This is a genomic window from Robiginitalea insularis, assembly GCF_052497835.1.
Window position 1 is genome coordinate 1,710,700 of sequence record NZ_CP199296.1, and the last position, 16,135, is coordinate 1,726,834.

The window sequence follows — 16,135 nt, forward strand, 5'->3', positions numbered from 1 at the left end:
CACTAAAAACCTATCAAATGAAAAAATCAATTATGGCCCTGTCACTGGCCGCTTCGCTTTTGTTTAGCAGTTGTCTTGGATCCTTCAGTGCATTTAACAACCTGAAAGACTGGAACCAGGGAGTATCGGACAATAAGTTTGTAAATAACCTGGTGTTCTGGGGATTAAATATCATCCCGGTATACGGTCTTTTTTTCCTGGGGGATGCTATCATCTTTAATGTGATTGAATTCTGGTCCGGGTCCAACCCCATTGCGATGAAGGAAGGGCAGCGGGAAGTCCAGATGGTGGAAAGGGACGGAAACACCTATAAAATGACCGCAACCAAAAACAGAATTCAGGTAGCTGTAGTAGACGGCCCTAAAAAAGGTGGAAAAATTGAGCTTTTTTACAAACCTGATGAAAATTCCTGGAATGCCATCCGTCCGAGCGGGGAAATCATACCCCTCTCTAAAATGGAAGAAGGGTTTTATATTGTGTACTTGCCAGACGGTAAGGAAATCAAAATGAATACCCAGATGGACCGCAGAGAAGGCCTTGCCCTTTTAGAGGAATATAAATCCTGCTATTTTATGGATGGGATGCTGGCAGAAGCCCGATAAGGAGATTCCAAAACACCATAAAAAAACCCGGAAATGTCTTCCGGGTTTTTCTTTTAATTAATATCGGTAATAATCGGGTTTGAATGGCCCCTTGGCCTCCACCCCTATGTAACGGGCTTGCTCCGGACGCAATTCCGTCAACTCTGCCCCCAGCCTTGAAAGGTGCAGGGCTGCAACTTTCTCGTCCAGATGCTTAGGCAGCATATAGACTTTGTTCTCGTATTTATCGCAGTGTTTCCACAGCTCTATCTGCGCCAGGGTCTGGTTGGTAAAACTGTTACTCATCACAAAACTCGGGTGGCCTGTAGCACATCCTAGATTCACCAGTCTTCCCTCGGCCAGCACAATAATATCTTTCCCGTCAAGTGTGTACTTATCTACCTGCGGTTTGATTTCGTCCCGGGTATGCCCGAAGTGTGTATTGAGCCATGCCATATCTATTTCGTTATCAAAGTGGCCGATGTTGCAAACGATCACCTTGTCCTTCATAGCCCTGAAATGCTGCTCCTGTATAATGTCCTTATTCCCGGTAGCGGTAATTACGATGTCTGCGTTGCCAACAACACTTTCAAGGTGTTTTACCTCGTAGCCATCCATACAGGCCTGAAGGGCGCAAATCGGATCAATTTCGGTTACAGTTACGATCGCACCTGCGCCCCTGAAGGAGGCAGCCGTTCCTTTACCCACATCCCCATATCCGGCTACAACAACACGCTTTCCGGCCAGCATGGTATCAGTGGCCCTTCGGATCGCGTCTACTGCACTTTCCTTGCACCCGTATTTGTTGTCAAATTTTGACTTGGTTACCGAGTCATTTACATTTATTGCGGGCATGGGAAGGGTTCCTTTCTTCATGCGCTCGTAAAGCCTGTGGACACCCGTTGTGGTTTCTTCTGAAAGCCCCCGGATTCCTTTTGCCAGTTCCGGATAACGGTCAAACACCATATTGGTGAGGTCTCCGCCATCGTCCAGGATCATATTCAGGGGTTTGCGCTCTTCCCCAAAGAACAGGGTTTGCTCAATACACCAGTCAAATTCTTCCTCACTCATGCCTTTCCATGCATAAACCGGGATCCCTGCTGCGGCTATAGCTGCTGCAGCGTGGTCCTGAGTGGAGAATATATTGCAGGAACTCCAGGTGACTTCCGCCCCCAGGGCTACCAGGGTCTCAATTAATACGGCAGTTTGAATGGTCATATGCAGACACCCTGCAATACGCGCACCTTTCAGGGGCTTCTCCTTTCCGTATTCCTCCCGAAGTGCCATCAAGCCTGGCATCTCAGCCTCAGCCAATAAAATTTCCTTCCGGCCCCAATCAGCCAGGCTGATATCCTTGACTTTATAGGGCATGTATTCTACTGTTTTGGTACTCATAGCAATGGATAACTTTTATTCTGAAATTACTTTTTTGAAATTCCCTTTTAAGGGAACAAAAATAAGTGACCTTAAATTCTTAATTTGTATTCCGGTCCCTTATTTTTATGCGGTTACAAAGGTACTGATAAGTTCGGATTTCCTATGCCTCTTTATAAAAGTATAACAATTGATCCCCAAACCAGGGTGTTTATTTGGAAAGTAACGGAGCCGGAAGCGCGTCTGCGCTCCGAAGTTTTGCTTTCACAAAACAGCGAGCACAGGGTTTCGAATATGTTATCCGAAATCCACAGAAGGGGGTATTTGAGTATTCGTCATCTCCTAAGCCTGGCGGGCTATTCAGATAACGACCTTTTTTACGATGCCAATGGCAAACCCCACCTGAAGGATGGCGCTCATATTTCTATTACCCATTCCTTTGAGTTTACAGGGATTATTGTTTCCACCCACAGGGAAGTGGGCATTGACATTGAAAAAAAACGGGACAAAATTATGAGGATTGCCCGGAAATTTACCCCCTTAAATGAGTACAGGACACTGGCCAATGAAGAGGCGCTTATCCGTAAACTTACTATGGTCTGGGGAGCCAAGGAATCGCTCTACAAAATAATGGCCTGTCCGGGCCTTAGTTTTCTGAATCATATCCATATAGAAGATTTTGAAATGGAAGAGGGGGAAAGCTGGGGAAGCGTTTCTTATAAGGGCAGGCGTACAGATTTCAGTCTGAATTTCCTGGAATTTGAAAATTATGTCTGTGCGTACGCTTTAAAAAATGAATCCTCTCAATAAGATCCGTCCGCGTATTCGCAAAGTCTGCCTACCTTTGGATTTTAAGTTTCAACCATGGATATTTCAGTAGAAATCACCCTGAGTCCTTTGCAGGACAATTACGAGGAAGCAGTCATCCGCTTTATAAAATCCCTGAGGGCTTCAGGCCTGAAGGTACTTGAGAACCCACTTAGCACTCAGGTTTATGGAGAATACAATAAGGTAATGCAGGTACTGCAGCAGGAAATCCGATCCAGCCTCGAAAACATGGAACAGGGAGTATTTACTATCAAGGTTGTCAAAACCGATCGCAGTTCCTATGAGCCCCATTTTTGATTTTTTCCTGGATCCTTACCGGGACAGGTCGCTGCTGTTTATTGTACTGGAGGCCATTGCGTTTGTATTCGGGATCGCTAGTGTGATCTACGCAAAGAGGGAGCATATCTGGGTTTATCCTACCGGTTTGATCGCCACCCTGATTACCATGTACATCTTTCTGAAAGATGAACTGCTCGGGGACATGATGCTCAACTTGTACTATTCCCTGATGAGCGTCTATGGCTGGTGGAACTGGTCGCGTAAGAAAGGGGAAACTTCCCTGGTTCGCATCAGCCGTACAAATACCCGGGAAAAGTGGCTAGGGCTGCTGCTCTTTGTGCTGACCCTGGGGGTTACCTATGGGGTTTACAAACTCTTCGGGACGGAAATAGGGTACACCAATTATATTGATATTTTCACCTCTGGTATCTTTTTTACAGCCATGTGGTATATGGCCAACAAGAAACTGGAGAACTGGACCCTTTGGATCCTGGCAGATATAATTACGGTTCCCCTTTATGCCTATCGCGGCTGGGGAATGTTGTCCCTGCAGTATCTCATATTTACTATCTTGGCCATCCAAGGATATTTTGCATGGAAAAAGCTCTTGAACAAAAGCCTTCAGACCTCTTTAAAGTAGTTGTTTTCGGCCCGGAGTCTACCGGAAAGACTACACTGGCCAGGGCCCTGGCTGAGCACTACAATACAGAGTGGGTGCCTGAATACGCAAGGGATTACCTGCAGGCGAAGTGGGACCGGGGAGAGGGAGTTTGCGAAGCAGAAGACCTGCTTCCTATTGCCCGCGGACAGATGGAACTTGAGAATCGCTTATCGCAAAAGGCGAACAGACTGTTGATTTGTGATACGGACTTACTGGAGACCAAGGTTTATTCAGAGGCCTATTATTTGGGTTATTGCGACCCTGTCCTGGAAAGATACGCCCTGCAAAACAAGTATGATCTATACCTGCTTACGGATATTGATATTCCCTGGCAGGCAGATGACCTTCGGGATAAACCGGATCAGCGCGAAGAAATGTTCGAATATTTTAAGCGGGCTTTGGAAGATACTCAGAGGAGTTTTATTATTTTAAGGGGAAGTCGGGAACAGCGGCTGCAGAAGGCTATTACTCAAATAGATAAATTACTCAATACATGATTGAATTTACGGAAAAAGACAAGCAGTTATTTAAAGCTAAGGGAATTTCTGAAGAAAAGGTGTTAAAGCAAATCGGGATCTTTGAAGAGGGAATACCCTTTGTACAACTCGAGAAAGCGGCCGTAATCGATGATGGGATATTGAGTTTAGAGCAGGAGCAGCAAGAGCAGATGCAGGCTTACTTCAGGGAACATAAAAAAGGCCTGCAGGTATTGAAATTTACCCCTGCATCCGGGGCAGCCTCCCGTATGTTCAAGGACCTCTTTAATTTTTTGGAGGAATATGACCCGGATAAGACAGCGCTGGAGAAGTACCTGAAAAAAACTGCGAATAAAGGAATCAAAACCTTTATAAAGGGAATGGAAAAATTTGCCTTTTATGAAATGGTAAATTCCCGGATTGGAACAGAGCATAAAACAGAGGGCCATCGGGTTTTTCGGTTTGTGGATGAACTAATGTCTGAAACCGGCCTGAATTACGGTTTTTACCCTAAAGGCTTGTTGCCGTTTCACAATTATAAAGGCTACCTGGCGACCCCATATGAGGAGCACCTGCTGGAGGGGGCCTCCTACGCCCGCAGCACCAATGTGGCATATTTGCACTTTACCATTTCCGAAGATCATCAGAAACTCTTTGATCAGGAGCACCTGCGGGTAGCTGAAACGGTGGAAGACCGGACAAAATGCGGCTTTCACGTAGATTATTCCTTTCAGAAAGGGGCAACTGACACGATCGCTGTAACTCCCGAAAATGAGCCGTTCAGAACAGAGGAGGGTGAAATTCTGTTCAGGCCCGGAGGCCATGGGGCGCTTATAGAGAACCTGGATGAACAACAGGCCGACCTGATCTTTATAAAAAATATAGACAATGTGGTTATCCGTGAATCACTGGAAGAAGTCGCCTATTGGAAGGAAGTGCTTGGCGGATATCTGCTGATGCTTCAAAAACAGGCATTCAGCTTTGCGCGAATGCTGGAGCAAGGCTCCCTTGATACGGACCTGCTAAACCGCATTCGGGAATTTCTGGAGACCCGGCTAAATGCCCGCTTTGGTTCCTCATTTGAAGGCTATAGCATAGAGGAGCAGTTGGCTGTTTTAAAGGATAAACTGTTCAGGCCTATCCGTGTTTGCGGGATGGTGCGTAATGAAGGGGAACCGGGAGGCGGACCGTTCTGGGTTGCAGACCAGAAGGGGCACATTTCGCTTCAGATCGTCGAATCCGCACAGGTAAATACGGATGACCCGGAACAAATGCAGATTTTTAAAGAATCCACCCACTTTAACCCGGTAGACATTGTCTGCGGGGTTCGGGATGCCTTTGGAAAGGATTACAAACTGATGAATTTTGTTGATGAACGCCTGGGTTTCATTACCGACAAAACCTTTGAAGGCCGGTCCTTAAAAGCCCTGGAACTTCCCGGTTTATGGAATGGGGCAATGGCTTACTGGAATACTGTTTTTGTGGAAGTGCCGGTAAGCACTTTCAATCCAGTCAAAACCGTAAATGACCTCCTGAAACCGGCGCATCAGGTATAGCTCCCACAGTTTTTAGGCTATGTGAACTGCACTTAGTATATAAAGCTTCCAAAGTATTTCGGCAATTAGCCATGGCTTCTTATCTTTGGGGCATCTCTTAAGGGGTGCTTTGAAATGGCTGAGGAATATTTGTATTCCATTGTGCTTTTCAAGGCTGAGATCAGACCCGCTGAACCTGGGCAGGTAATGCTGCCAAGGGACGGCCTTTTAAAAAGGTCCAAAGGCTTGTGATAACTTAATTTGACAGATACCGGAAACCAATCCCCCGTATTTTTTAAATATCACAGCAGCAACAATCCAATGAGAATAATGGCCCCTTTTATTCGTAAATGTTCGACGAATGAAAAAAATTATACTTTTTGGGGCATTGTGTTTCAATTTCGCCTTCCTGTGTGCACAACAAACAAATAAAGACTCCACGGCAGCGGAGATTAAGCTCGATGAGGTCCTTGTTTCAGCAGTTCGCGCCAAGCAGGAATCTCCGGTTACCTTCACTAACCTGAAGAAAGAACGGATCCAGGCCAGGAATCTGGGCCAGGACATCCCCATCCTTATGAACTATCTTCCTTCGGTAGTGTCTACCTCCGATGCAGGGGCAGGCATTGGCTATACGGGCATACGGGTCAGGGGAAGCGATGCAACGCGTGTAAATGTCACCATCAACGGGATCCCTTACAACGATGCCGAATCTCAGGGCACTTTCTGGGTCAATATGCCTGATTTTGCCTCCTCTACCGAAAACCTTCAATTGCAACGGGGGGTAGGTACTTCCACAAACGGGGCCGGGGCTTTTGGGGCCAGTCTGAACCTGCTTACGGACGCCATCAGGGAAGATGCCTACGCCAGTCTTTCCGCCTCTCTGGGGAGTTTCAATACCCACAGAGCCACCCTTAAGTTTGGTACAGGTTTGCTAAAGGATCATTTTGAATTTTCAGGTCGCCTGTCCCGAATTGCTTCAGACGGGTACATAGACCGGGCTGCTTCTGACCTGGATTCCTATTTCCTGCAGGGGGCCTATAAAGATGATAATACCCTTATAAAGGCACTCCTCTTTGGAGGGCATGAAATAACTTATCAGTCCTGGTACGGTTTTGACCCGGCCACCATCGGCGCCATAGGGGAAGACCCCAGCCTGGAAACCAACCGTCGGTTTAATATCGCCGGGATACAATTTGACCCGGATGGGAATTTCGAAGGGTTCTACGAAAATCAGGTAGACAACTACAAACAGGACCATTTTCAATTGCACTGGAATGAAAAATGGACCTCCGCTCTCAGAACCAGCCTGGCTATTCACTATACCCGTGGAAGGGGGTTTTTTGAAGAATACGTAGATGAGTGGTACTACAGCAATATCCTTTTTGCTCCCGACGCCCAGCTGAGTTTTCTCGGACAGCCCAATCCAACCATTAACGGGGAAGAACAGCAAACCACTGATTATATCCGACGCAGGTGGCTGGACAATGATTTTTACGGGGCCGTATTTTCTGCAGAGTATACCAAAGGCCCGTTGGAACTGATTTTCGGCGGCGGGCTGAACACCTATCGCGGGGACCATTTCGGAGAGGTGATCTGGGCCAGGAATGCCCCGGGCATAGACAGGGGAGATCGGTACTATGAAGACGATTCCCAAAAGGATGACATCAATTTTTTTGGGAAAGCGAATTACCTTTTGGGTGAGCAATTGCGATTCTTTGTGGACCTGCAGTACAGGGGAGTACGTTATCAGGCCAATGGACAGGAAACCGGGCTGGTAGATGACCGTTTTAACTTTTTCAACCCCAAATTGGGTCTGACTTACAACCTGAACTCCTACCAAAACCTGTATTTTTCATATGCGGTGGCGAATCGGGAACCCAACAGAAACGACTACGAAAACGGGAATCCTAAACCGGAGCGTCTGAATGATTTTGAACTCGGGTGGCGCTACTTAAAAGAAGGGATACGCCTCAATACAAACCTGTATTATATGCGTTATAAAGACCAACTGGTGCTCACCGGGGCCCTGAATGATGTTGGGGCACCCATAAGGGCAAACATAGGGGATAGCTACCGCCTGGGCCTGGAGCTGGACGCAGACCTTCGCCTGGGAAAACGCTTCAGCTGGCAACCCAATCTGGCCCTTAGCCTTAACCGGAATGTGGATTACTTTTTCAGACGAGATGGAGAACTGCAAAACCTGGGGGATACGCCCATTGCCTACTCCCCTGGAATCGTGGCCGGAAACCGACTCGTTTTCATGCCAACGGATGCCTTACAGCTGGCCTTGCTCAGCAAATACGTCGGGGAACAGTATATGAGTAATATAGAGGCGGAAGGTTCAAAACTGGATGCTTACACCCAAACAGATATCAATCTGGTTTATACCCTGCAGCCACGTGGCCTGATCCAGGAAATCCGGCTCACGGCCCTGGTCAACAATATTTTCGATGCCAAATTCAGTTCCAATGGATATTTCTACACCTTTGACGATGATTTTTCAAATCCGGGTACCATTACCACTGTTGAAGGAGTGGGGTATTATCCGCAGGCGGGTATTAATTTCCTCCTGGGGGCGGCCTTCGAGTTTTAATTGCTGAGGATTACCAGATTCCCATTGCGGTTTGCACGGTATTCCAGCATGTCAAAATAACGGTTCCCGTCATCGGGGCGGTCCAATTGCTGCCCCGTAAAGAGGCTGTAGGTATAATCCTCGCAGTCACAGCGGGCCACTTGCCCTTCTATGCGCATGGTGGAACAACTGTTTGGGGCATGATTCGGGCAGGAGGCTTCAAAGGCCCTGAAGATATCAAAGCCTGTATTCATGACAAACACCCCCCGGATTCCCGTCGCATTATTGCCTATATAAACGGCATTTCCGGTTGTCGTAAGCGGGCTGTACAGAGGGAGGTTCAGATTGATCTCAAAGCGGAACCCAATTTCCTGCAAATAGGGATTTCGGTTATTGGTGTTGTTGCTGCAAGCCTGAAGCAATAAGAGTAGCAGTAAGGCAGGCAGTATCGAAATACGCGACATGGCAACTGGTGTTTAGGACAAAAATCTGCAAAAAATACCTATATTTGCGTTAAATCCTCTCAAATATACGTAAGTATAGCAGGGGATTTTCTATTTATTAAAAGCAGACCATATGAGCAAGGTATCTTATTATACGGCAGAGGGGTTGAAAAAATTAAAGGATGAATTAAATCACCTCAGGGATGTAGAGCGCCCAAAAGCTTCCCAGGCAATTGCGGAGGCAAGGGATAAGGGTGATTTATCAGAAAATGCTGAATACGATGCAGCCAAGGAGGCACAGGGCCTGCTCGAAATGAAAATTGCCAAAATGGAGGAATTGTTGGCCAATGCGAGGCTCATCGATGAATCCCAGCTGGATACTTCCAAAGTGCTTGTACTTTCTACCGTAAAGCTTAAAAACACTCAGAATGGTATGGAAATGAGCTATACCCTGGTTGCTGAAAGTGAAGCCGATCTTAAATCCGGCAAAATTTCGGTTACTTCTCCCATTGGGAAGGGGCTTCTCGGCAAGAAGGTTGGCGATACTGCTGAAATTCAGGTCCCGAATGGCACCCTGAAATTTGAAATTCTCGAGATTTCACGATAGATTCTGCCTGCCGGGGCACCCCAAACCAAGACTGCATTATTCTGGCTCCCGAAACGGCTTTTTACTATCTTTAGTGAAAACAAGCGCCATACCATGCCCAGTATTTTTACCCGAATTATAAATAGAGAAATCCCCTGTTATAAAATAGCGGAGGATGCCGATAATTTTGCTTTTCTGGATATTAACCCAAACAGCAAGGGGCATACTTTATGTATTCCCAAAAAGGAAGTGAACAAGATTACGGATATGGACCCCGAGGCCTACGAGAGCCTTATGCGCTTTTCAAGAAAGATAGCGATTGCGCTGGATGCCAGTATGGACTGCCTTCGGGTAGGAATGACGGTTATCGGGCTGGAAGTACCCCATGTACATGTGCACCTGATCCCATTACAGACCATGGCAGATGCTACCTTTCAGAAAAAAGAACAATTGAGTCCGGAGGAATTTGAAGCTATTGCCGCTAAGATCCGGTCAAACCTTTGAAATAGCCTTGCTGAAAGAGGTAAACCAGGGCAGCTACCAACGCTATACCCAGGAGAATCACCACATAGAACAGGGGTTTGAACTGAATTCCTGCCCTGTCGGGTTCGACAGCCTTTTCATAGTAATCCACGCTTCGCTCAATATCTTCTGTCCACTTGACCGGGAAAATCTGACTTTTGCATGTATTGCATTCAAGGGTCCTGCTCACTTCTGAGGTAGTTCGGTGGTATAACTTTCCGTAGCTGTGTTTCTGGAAAAAGGTCAGTTTCAGGTCCTGATTAAAACACTCCGGGCAATTGTTGCTCAGCGGGGCTTCTTTCAGGATTTTTTGTTTGTTCTTAGCCATGATCACTTTTAATTTTAAGGGATACCTGCATTATGGTTCCCTCTTTTCCGGATGTTAATACTTTTACCTTTCCCTGGTGGTATTCCTCAACAATTCTCCTGACCAGTGAAAGCCCCAGCCCCCAACCCCTCTTTTTGGTGGTTACACCCGGGTTGAAGATGTCGTGGAAATGCTGGCGTGGAATCCCGTGCCCGGTGTCTGAAATCAACACATTTACGTAGGGATTTGCAGGTTGGATCTCAATGGAGATGTGCCCTTTGCCCTTCATCGCATCTATCCCGTTTTTTACAAGGTTTTCGATGGTCCAGTTATACAGGGATTTGTTTAGCATTACCGGGATATTTTCGGCTTTGGATTCAAAGCTGAACTGAATAAGCTTGGAGCTTCTCAATTTCAGGTATTCAAAAGCCTCCCGGGTTTCGGAGACAAGGTCTGCCTCCTGCAGCTTCGGCAGGGATCCGATCTGTGAGAACCGTTCCGTAATGGTCTGCAACCTGCCGATATCCTTTTCAATTTCGGAGGTGATTTCCGGATTAATTTTTTCGGACTTCAATATTTCATTCCATCCCAGGAGGGAGGTAAGCGGGGTCCCGATCTGATGGGCCGTTTCCTTGGCCATCCCTGCCCAGAGTTTGTTCTGTTCGGAAGCCTTATTGGTTTTAAAGAAAAAGAAGATTACGGTGCCGAAAAGCAAAATGATCAAAAGCAGCGCAATGGGATAGTATTTCAGTTTATTGAGTACCTCGGAGTTTCCGTAATACAGGGTGGCCAGTTGTTCCCCCTGAAAATCGATAATAATGGGCGTGTTTTCATTTTGAAACCGTACTATTTTATCCCGGATCAACAAACTGTCTTCTGCGGAGACCCCCTCCATATTGTTGATTTTGAAGGACCCGTCCTGGTTCACCAGTATCATGGGAGTGCTGGTATTATTCTGCAGGACCTTCAGGTGTAAGTTTCCCAGGTCCTGATCTTCTGAAGATCGCAATAACTCAGATTGGGCTGTGGCCCAGATTTCCATTTTAAAGCGCTCCTCTTCTTTGAATTTTTTGAAAAAACTATTAGTGTTCCACAGGATCAGGCTAACGATCACAAAGGAGGAGATCAGCAGAATTGCGTTGGAAATTTTTTTAGGCGGGTTAAATCGCATACTATGCCATATGGTCCTTAAAGATAACTTAATTTGACGGGAATTGTTGTGGACTGTTGTCTGCATTCGCTTCCATTTCGGGGGTTTTTTACATACTTTTGTCAGACTATGGAAGAGCGCCTGTCCCTGAACCCATCTGATCTGGAAACCAGAGAACTCCACGCCTATTTGCTGGGGGCTGTGGGTCCCAGGCCCATTGCTTTTGCCAGCACTATTGGAACTGATGGCCAACCCAATCTGGCCCCATTCAGTTTCTTTAATGTTTTTAGTGCAAACCCGCCTGTATTGATTTTTTCCCCGGCCCGTCGGGTCAGGGACAATACCACCAAGCACACCCTTGAAAATGTACAGCAAAACAAGGAAGTGGTTATCAATGTGGTGTCCTATGATATGGTTCAGCAGATGTCTCTGGCCAGTACAGAATACGGCAAGGGGGTAAATGAGTTTAAGAAAGCCGGATTTACCATGCTCCCTTCCGAAAAAATAAAACCATTCAGGGTGGCCGAGTCTCCTGTTCAGTTTGAATGTAGGGTTACTAAAGTTATGGCCCTGGGGAAAGAAGGCGGAGCCGGGAACCTCATTTTTTCTGAAGTGGTAAAAATGCATATCAGTCGCTCCATACTCGATCAGGACGGGCGGATTGATCCGTTTAAGCTGGACCTGGTATCCCGGCTGGGGGGTAATTGGTACAGCAGGGCAGCTGCAGGCCTTTTTGAAGTGCCAAAACCCTTATCCAGCCTGGGTGTTGGGGTGGATGCTATTCCGCTGCAAATTCGGCAGAGTAAAATCCTGAGTGGTAATGACCTGGGGATGCTTGGAAATGTAGATTCCCTGCCATCTGCCCAGGAAGTTCAGCAGTTTTTACAATCCAATATGGAAGCCCGCAGCGTTCTCAGTACTGCCGATACGGAACAGGTCCATAAAAAGGCCAAGGAATACCTTGAACAAAAAGACGTAAACGCTGCCTGGAATTTACTCCTGGCCGGGATGCAGGCGTAAAGAAATTAAAAATCAAATAGTTAACTAATTAGTAAGAACACTTAGAAATGGAAATTGAAGGAACCATCAAATTAATAGACGAAACAAAAACATACGGAAGTAAAGGATTCCGAAAAAGGGAAGTGGTGGTTACAACAGATGAACAGTACCCGCAGCATATCCTGGTAGAATTCATTCAGGACAAAACAGACCTGCTGAATGATTTCAAACCCGGGCAGCCTGTAAAGATCAGTATTAACCTGAGGGGAAGGGAATGGACCAATCCACAGGGGGAAACCAAATATTTCAACTCCATCCAGGGATGGAGGATAGAGAGCCTTCAGCAACAGGACGGATCCGGAGAAATGCCGCCCGTTCCGCCTATGGAAGCCTTTGAGCCTGCAGAAGACCTGAAGGAGGAAGATTACGACGACCTTCCATTTTAAGGATTCCCAGGTGCGGCATCTCTTTTTAAGGCATAACAGGCCCGAAAGCCAAACAGACACTATCTGAAATGTCTGTAAGCGGGTATATCGAAAGGTTGTTCAGGAAATTCCTGCCCTCTCCCTTTGCGATTGCGATCCTGCTCAGCCTTCTGACCCTTATCCTTGCAACCGTTTTTGGAAGCTATCCGGAAGGAACCCCCGCGTGGCAGGGTACCCTTAAAGCCTGGGAAGCCGGGCTCTGGAACAGGGGTTTACTGGTTTTTGCCTACCAGATGATGCTTATCCTGGTGTTGGGACATGTTTTAGTTCTTAGCAAACCCCTGGAAGGGTTAATAATCAGAATTACTTCCCTGGTGCGTAACGGAGCAGGCGCAGCTCTGTTGGTGGCCAGCACAACCATGCTGGTTTCCTTTTTCAATTGGGGCCTCGCACTGATTTTTGGGGCAATCCTGGCCCGTAAGGTGGGAGAGCATGCCCAACGAAATCAGATTCCAATTAACTATCCTTTAATTGGTGCCTGCGGGTATCTCGGACTGATGGTATGGCATGGAGGGATCAGTGGTTCTGCGCCCATTAAGGCTTCGGAGCCGGGGCACCTCAGCGGCTTGCTCAGCGGGGTGGTTTCAGACGCCACGCTTCAGGCACTTCCGGAAGTTATCTCCAGTTCAGAAACCATATTGAGCTCGTGGAACCTGATTATTTTCAGCACTGTAGTGCTGCTGGTCAGTCTGCTGGCGTATTATCTGGGAAAAAAAACCAAAGCTGAGGTTTTTGAACTACCCGTTTACAAGTTTGCCGAAAACACTGATAAAGAATCGGGCAGCAGTGCAGAACGCCTGGATCGCTCGCCCTGGTTTTCGATGGTCTTTGCCCTGCTCATTTTTGTCGCCTTTCTGATTCAGTATTTGCCACAGCTGCAGGCGCTCAATCTGAGCCCGGACATGCTTAATTTTTTTATGCTGGGACTGGCTATTTTACTACATGGAAACATACGTCGTTTCCTCAGGGCAGTTGAGGCGGCCATTGGCGATACTGCGGGGATTTTAATTCAGTTTCCACTTTATTTTGGGATTATGGGGGTAATGACCGAAAGCGGGCTTATCCATCAGATTTCAGACTTTTTTGTTCAGACCAGTAATTCCGTCACCTTTCCGGTTTTTACTTTCTTCAGCGCCGGGCTGGTAAATATTTTTGTCCCCAGTGGTGGCGGTCAATGGGCAGTTCAGGGGCCGGTTATACTGGAGGCAGCTCTGCAATTGGGAGTACCCTTGCCCAAAGCTATAATGGCCCTGGCCTATGGAGACCAACTAACCAATATGCTTCAACCTTTCTGGGCGTTACCCCTGCTTGGAATAACCCGCCTCAAGGCCAGGGAGATACTTCCTTATTCAATCCTTTTTATGCTGCTGGGAGGGATGATCTATCTGCTGGGTATTCTGATTTTCTGATCAAATCAATACCTTTGAAATAAAAATTTGTCCAGACCACGCATTCCCGTACCCCTTTTAAGTGAGGCTCATGTTTTCCCACCTGCTGCTAAAGCCAGTTCCGAAGGACTGGTAGCGGTAGGAGGGGATCTGCATCCCGAAAGGCTCCTCTTGGCATATCGATCCGGGATTTTTCCCTGGTTTAATACGGATTCGCTAATCCTGTGGTGGAGTCCTGATCCCCGTATGGTTTTATTTCCGGAGCGCCTGCGGATTTCCAAGAGTATGCGAAACCTGATGCGCAAGGGAAGATTTCGCATAACCCGAAACCGTTGTTTTTCTGAAGTAATTACACAATGTGCTCAGATCAATCGCAAAGGTCAGGACGGTACCTGGATTACCAACCGCATGCAGGAAGCCTATGATCAATTACATGCGCTGGGTCATGCCGTATCTTACGAAGTGTGGGAGGACAAAAAATTGGTAGGTGGCTTATACGGGGTAGACCTCGGGGGTATTTTCTGCGGGGAAAGTATGTTCAGTACCGTTTCGAACGCATCCAAGATAGCTTTTATTCAAATGGTGGAAGACTGCAAGGCCAAAAACTATGCCCTTGTCGATTGCCAGGTTTATACGGAACATCTTGAAAGCCTCGGGGCAGAAGAAATTCCTAGGGAAAGGTTTTTGCAATTGCTAAAAGCTAATGTTGAAGGAAGTCAAAAAGAATAAGACCTTTACCGTTTATAGGCTGACATGCTCCAGGGCATAGGGCAAACAGCTAGCAAAAAATACCGGAAGAAAAGCGTTTTTAATATAGGACATGATCGTAATTGGCCGGCAACGCTTTTCTCAGTCTGATAAAATTCCCTTCACTGTCAAACAGCACCTGGTATTCATTATAGCCGGCTTCTTTTTTACCCAGTACGATCAATTCATATTTAAGCTGTGGCAGCAGCAGGTTCTGGAATGCTTTTTTCAGGGTCTCCGTGTCTGACGAAAACGCGTCTCTGGGGTATTGCTGCTGGATTTTGCGAATGCGGTGCTTCTCAAAAGTAGCTTCCAGGAAAGATACAATGGCACTATAGCTCGCGTTGGGCAGGTCTATTGCCTTTACCCTGATTTCCACATCTTGGAGCCCGCCACTTTTATCAAATGCAATACTGTAGTGAAGACGGTCTTTTTTGAATTTAATTTCAAAACGCTGTTCAGAGGAATCTATTTCTTTGTAAAAACGTATCCTGCGTGTCTTGTTCAGGTATCCCTTAACCGCAGTGTAGGCAGATTCCGGGAATTGAGCTTTGCGGATCCGGAATTCACGCTCGTATTTTTCCTGGGCTAGCATAGGGATGCCGGCAAAAAACAGGAACACACAGATAAGACTAAACCTGTTCATAGCGAAAACAACTTATTTCGTGATCATTGACCATCCCGGTGGCCTGCATATGGGCATAGACAACGGTACTGCCTACAAATTTAAAACCGCGTTTTTTTAAATCCTTACTGATTTTGTCAGACAGAGGGGTGGTAGGCGGGGCTTTGGTGTAATCGACAACTCTGTTTTTAAGCGGTTTGCCATTGACAAAACCCCATATATAATTACTAAAGCTCCCGAATTCCTGCCGGACTTCCAGGAACGCCCGGGCATTTGTAATCGTGGCCTGTATTTTCAGGCGGTTTCTGACGATCCCGGCGTCGTCCAGCAGCCTTGAGACCTCAGCAGGCCCGTATAAGGCTATTTTCCGGAAGTCAAACCCGTCTAAGGCTTTTCTGAAATGTTCCCTTTTTCTCAGGATGGTGATCCAGCTCAGACCAGCCTGGAAGGTCTCCAGTACCAAAAATTCAAAAAGGGTGTCATCCTGATATACAGGGACACCCCATTCTGTATCGTGATAGGCCTCGTAGAGCGGATCTCCTACACACCAGCCACAGCGGTTTTTCTCCATGGCTTA

General features: G+C 46.8%; 19 protein-coding genes. 13 read left to right on the forward strand and 6 right to left on the reverse strand.

Annotated elements, in window-relative coordinates; genetic code table 11:
- The first annotated feature begins 17 nt into the window (after positions 1–17).
- Positions 18–602, forward strand: a complete 585-nt coding sequence (locus ACT6NV_RS07825) for a DUF3332 domain-containing protein (protein ID WP_445383925.1) — start codon at positions 18–20, stop codon at positions 600–602.
- Between the two features lie 57 nt (positions 603–659).
- On the opposite strand, the gene ahcY is transcribed toward ACT6NV_RS07825, so the two are convergent.
- Positions 660–1,976, reverse strand: a complete 1,317-nt coding sequence (ahcY, locus tag ACT6NV_RS07830) for an adenosylhomocysteinase (RefSeq protein WP_445383926.1) — start codon at positions 1,974–1,976, stop codon at positions 660–662.
- 186 nt (positions 1,977–2,162) lie between these two features.
- On the opposite strand from ahcY, the gene ACT6NV_RS07835 reads away from it, so the two are divergent.
- From ACT6NV_RS07835 to ACT6NV_RS07860, 6 genes are all read left to right on the forward strand, one after another.
- A complete protein-coding gene (locus tag ACT6NV_RS07835) occupies positions 2,163–2,765 on the forward strand; it encodes a 4'-phosphopantetheinyl transferase family protein (RefSeq protein WP_445383927.1) in 603 nt (200 codons plus the stop codon).
- A gap of 54 nt (positions 2,766–2,819) precedes the next feature.
- Positions 2,820–3,080, forward strand: coding sequence for a thiamine-binding protein (locus ACT6NV_RS07840; protein ID WP_445383928.1), 261 nt, complete (start codon positions 2,820–2,822; stop codon positions 3,078–3,080).
- Positions 3,064–3,702: a nicotinamide riboside transporter PnuC gene (pnuC, locus tag ACT6NV_RS07845; protein ID WP_445383929.1), complete on the forward strand. Its 639-nt coding sequence runs from the start codon at positions 3,064–3,066 to the stop codon at positions 3,700–3,702. Before ACT6NV_RS07840 ends, pnuC begins: the two co-directional genes overlap by 17 nt.
- Positions 3,657–4,220 (forward strand): AAA family ATPase, encoded by a 564-nt coding sequence (locus ACT6NV_RS07850; protein ID WP_445383930.1) that lies wholly within the window; start codon positions 3,657–3,659, stop codon positions 4,218–4,220. The genes pnuC and ACT6NV_RS07850 overlap by 46 nt, the downstream gene beginning before the upstream one ends.
- On the forward strand, positions 4,217–5,755 hold the full coding sequence (locus ACT6NV_RS07855) for a DUF4301 family protein (protein ID WP_445383931.1): 1,539 nt from the start codon (positions 4,217–4,219) through the stop codon (positions 5,753–5,755). Before ACT6NV_RS07850 ends, ACT6NV_RS07855 begins: the two co-directional genes overlap by 4 nt.
- A gap of 340 nt (positions 5,756–6,095) precedes the next feature.
- Positions 6,096–8,327 (forward strand): TonB-dependent receptor, encoded by a 2,232-nt coding sequence (locus tag ACT6NV_RS07860; protein ID WP_445383932.1) that lies wholly within the window; start codon positions 6,096–6,098, stop codon positions 8,325–8,327.
- On the opposite strand, the gene ACT6NV_RS07865 is transcribed toward ACT6NV_RS07860, so the two are convergent.
- Positions 8,324–8,770: a hypothetical protein gene (locus ACT6NV_RS07865; RefSeq protein WP_445383933.1), complete on the reverse strand. Its 447-nt coding sequence runs from the start codon at positions 8,768–8,770 to the stop codon at positions 8,324–8,326. The two genes, ACT6NV_RS07860 and ACT6NV_RS07865, sit on opposite strands and share 4 nt — an antisense overlap.
- A 112-nt stretch (positions 8,771–8,882) precedes the next feature.
- On the opposite strand from ACT6NV_RS07865, the gene greA reads away from it, so the two are divergent.
- Positions 8,883–9,356 (forward strand): transcription elongation factor GreA, encoded by a 474-nt coding sequence (gene greA / locus ACT6NV_RS07870; RefSeq protein WP_445383934.1) that lies wholly within the window; start codon positions 8,883–8,885, stop codon positions 9,354–9,356.
- Positions 9,357–9,449: 93 nt separating this feature from the next.
- Positions 9,450–9,839: an HIT family protein gene (locus ACT6NV_RS07875; protein ID WP_445383935.1), complete on the forward strand. Its 390-nt coding sequence runs from the start codon at positions 9,450–9,452 to the stop codon at positions 9,837–9,839.
- Here the strand turns inward: ACT6NV_RS07875 and ACT6NV_RS07880 are convergent.
- Positions 9,817–10,185, reverse strand: coding sequence for a hypothetical protein (locus tag ACT6NV_RS07880; protein ID WP_445383936.1), 369 nt, complete (start codon positions 10,183–10,185; stop codon positions 9,817–9,819). The two genes, ACT6NV_RS07875 and ACT6NV_RS07880, sit on opposite strands and share 23 nt — an antisense overlap.
- The gene (locus ACT6NV_RS07885) at positions 10,178–11,335 is read right to left on the reverse strand and encodes a sensor histidine kinase (RefSeq protein WP_445386678.1); all 1,158 of its coding nucleotides are present in this window, start codon (positions 11,333–11,335) and stop codon (positions 10,178–10,180) included. The genes ACT6NV_RS07880 and ACT6NV_RS07885 overlap by 8 nt, the downstream gene beginning before the upstream one ends.
- Positions 11,336–11,443: 108 nt before the next feature.
- Between ACT6NV_RS07885 and ACT6NV_RS07890 the strand changes: the two genes are divergently transcribed.
- From ACT6NV_RS07890 to aat, 4 genes are all read left to right on the forward strand, one after another.
- The gene (locus ACT6NV_RS07890) at positions 11,444–12,334 is read left to right on the forward strand and encodes a flavin reductase family protein (protein WP_445383937.1); all 891 of its coding nucleotides are present in this window, start codon (positions 11,444–11,446) and stop codon (positions 12,332–12,334) included.
- A gap of 47 nt (positions 12,335–12,381) precedes the next feature.
- The gene (locus ACT6NV_RS07895; RefSeq protein WP_445383938.1) at positions 12,382–12,759 is read left to right on the forward strand and encodes a DUF3127 domain-containing protein; all 378 of its coding nucleotides are present in this window, start codon (positions 12,382–12,384) and stop codon (positions 12,757–12,759) included.
- A gap of 68 nt (positions 12,760–12,827) precedes the next feature.
- Positions 12,828–14,207, forward strand: a complete 1,380-nt coding sequence (locus ACT6NV_RS07900) for a short-chain fatty acid transporter (protein ID WP_445383939.1) — start codon at positions 12,828–12,830, stop codon at positions 14,205–14,207.
- 27 nt (positions 14,208–14,234) lie between these two features.
- Positions 14,235–14,915, forward strand: a complete 681-nt coding sequence (gene aat, locus ACT6NV_RS07905; protein WP_445383940.1) for a leucyl/phenylalanyl-tRNA--protein transferase — start codon at positions 14,235–14,237, stop codon at positions 14,913–14,915.
- Positions 14,916–14,994: 79 nt separating this feature from the next.
- Here the strand turns inward: aat and ACT6NV_RS07910 are convergent, their stop codons facing one another.
- Both ACT6NV_RS07910 and ACT6NV_RS07915 read right to left on the reverse strand, forming a co-directional pair.
- Positions 14,995–15,579, reverse strand: a complete 585-nt coding sequence (locus tag ACT6NV_RS07910; RefSeq protein WP_445383941.1) for a hypothetical protein — start codon at positions 15,577–15,579, stop codon at positions 14,995–14,997.
- Entirely contained in the window at positions 15,566–16,129 is a 564-nt protein-coding gene (locus ACT6NV_RS07915) for a DNA-3-methyladenine glycosylase I (protein ID WP_445383942.1), read from the reverse strand. The genes ACT6NV_RS07910 and ACT6NV_RS07915 overlap by 14 nt, the downstream gene beginning before the upstream one ends.
- Between the last annotated feature and the right edge of the window lie 6 nt (positions 16,130–16,135).

Bases quoted from the DNA above. Each gene is read 5' to 3' on its own strand.
- ACT6NV_RS07885 (WP_445386678.1), bottom strand. From the start codon at position 11,335: ATGCGATTTAACCCGCCTAAAAAAATTTCCAACGCAATTCTGCTGATC.
- ACT6NV_RS07865 (WP_445383933.1), bottom strand. From the start codon at position 8,770: ATGTCGCGTATTTCGATACTGCCTGCCTTACTGCTACTCTTATTGCTT.
- ACT6NV_RS07895 (WP_445383938.1), top strand. From the start codon at position 12,382: ATGGAAATTGAAGGAACCATCAAATTAATAGACGAAACAAAAACATAC.
- ahcY (WP_445383926.1), bottom strand. From the start codon at position 1,976: ATGAGTACCAAAACAGTAGAATACATGCCCTATAAAGTCAAGGATATC.
- ACT6NV_RS07860 (WP_445383932.1), top strand. From the start codon at position 6,096: ATGAAAAAAATTATACTTTTTGGGGCATTGTGTTTCAATTTCGCCTTC.
- ACT6NV_RS07890 (WP_445383937.1), top strand. From the start codon at position 11,444: ATGGAAGAGCGCCTGTCCCTGAACCCATCTGATCTGGAAACCAGAGAA.
- ACT6NV_RS07855 (WP_445383931.1), top strand. From the start codon at position 4,217: ATGATTGAATTTACGGAAAAAGACAAGCAGTTATTTAAAGCTAAGGGA.
- pnuC (WP_445383929.1), top strand. From the start codon at position 3,064: ATGAGCCCCATTTTTGATTTTTTCCTGGATCCTTACCGGGACAGGTCG.
- greA (WP_445383934.1), top strand. From the start codon at position 8,883: ATGAGCAAGGTATCTTATTATACGGCAGAGGGGTTGAAAAAATTAAAG.
- ACT6NV_RS07850 (WP_445383930.1), top strand. From the start codon at position 3,657: ATGGAAAAAGCTCTTGAACAAAAGCCTTCAGACCTCTTTAAAGTAGTT.
- ACT6NV_RS07900 (WP_445383939.1), top strand. From the start codon at position 12,828: ATGTCTGTAAGCGGGTATATCGAAAGGTTGTTCAGGAAATTCCTGCCC.
- ACT6NV_RS07910 (WP_445383941.1), bottom strand. From the start codon at position 15,579: ATGAACAGGTTTAGTCTTATCTGTGTGTTCCTGTTTTTTGCCGGCATC.
- ACT6NV_RS07825 (WP_445383925.1), top strand. From the start codon at position 18: ATGAAAAAATCAATTATGGCCCTGTCACTGGCCGCTTCGCTTTTGTTT.
- ACT6NV_RS07880 (WP_445383936.1), bottom strand. From the start codon at position 10,185: ATGGCTAAGAACAAACAAAAAATCCTGAAAGAAGCCCCGCTGAGCAAC.
- ACT6NV_RS07840 (WP_445383928.1), top strand. From the start codon at position 2,820: ATGGATATTTCAGTAGAAATCACCCTGAGTCCTTTGCAGGACAATTAC.
- ACT6NV_RS07915 (WP_445383942.1), bottom strand. From the start codon at position 16,129: ATGGAGAAAAACCGCTGTGGCTGGTGTGTAGGAGATCCGCTCTACGAG.
- ACT6NV_RS07875 (WP_445383935.1), top strand. From the start codon at position 9,450: ATGCCCAGTATTTTTACCCGAATTATAAATAGAGAAATCCCCTGTTAT.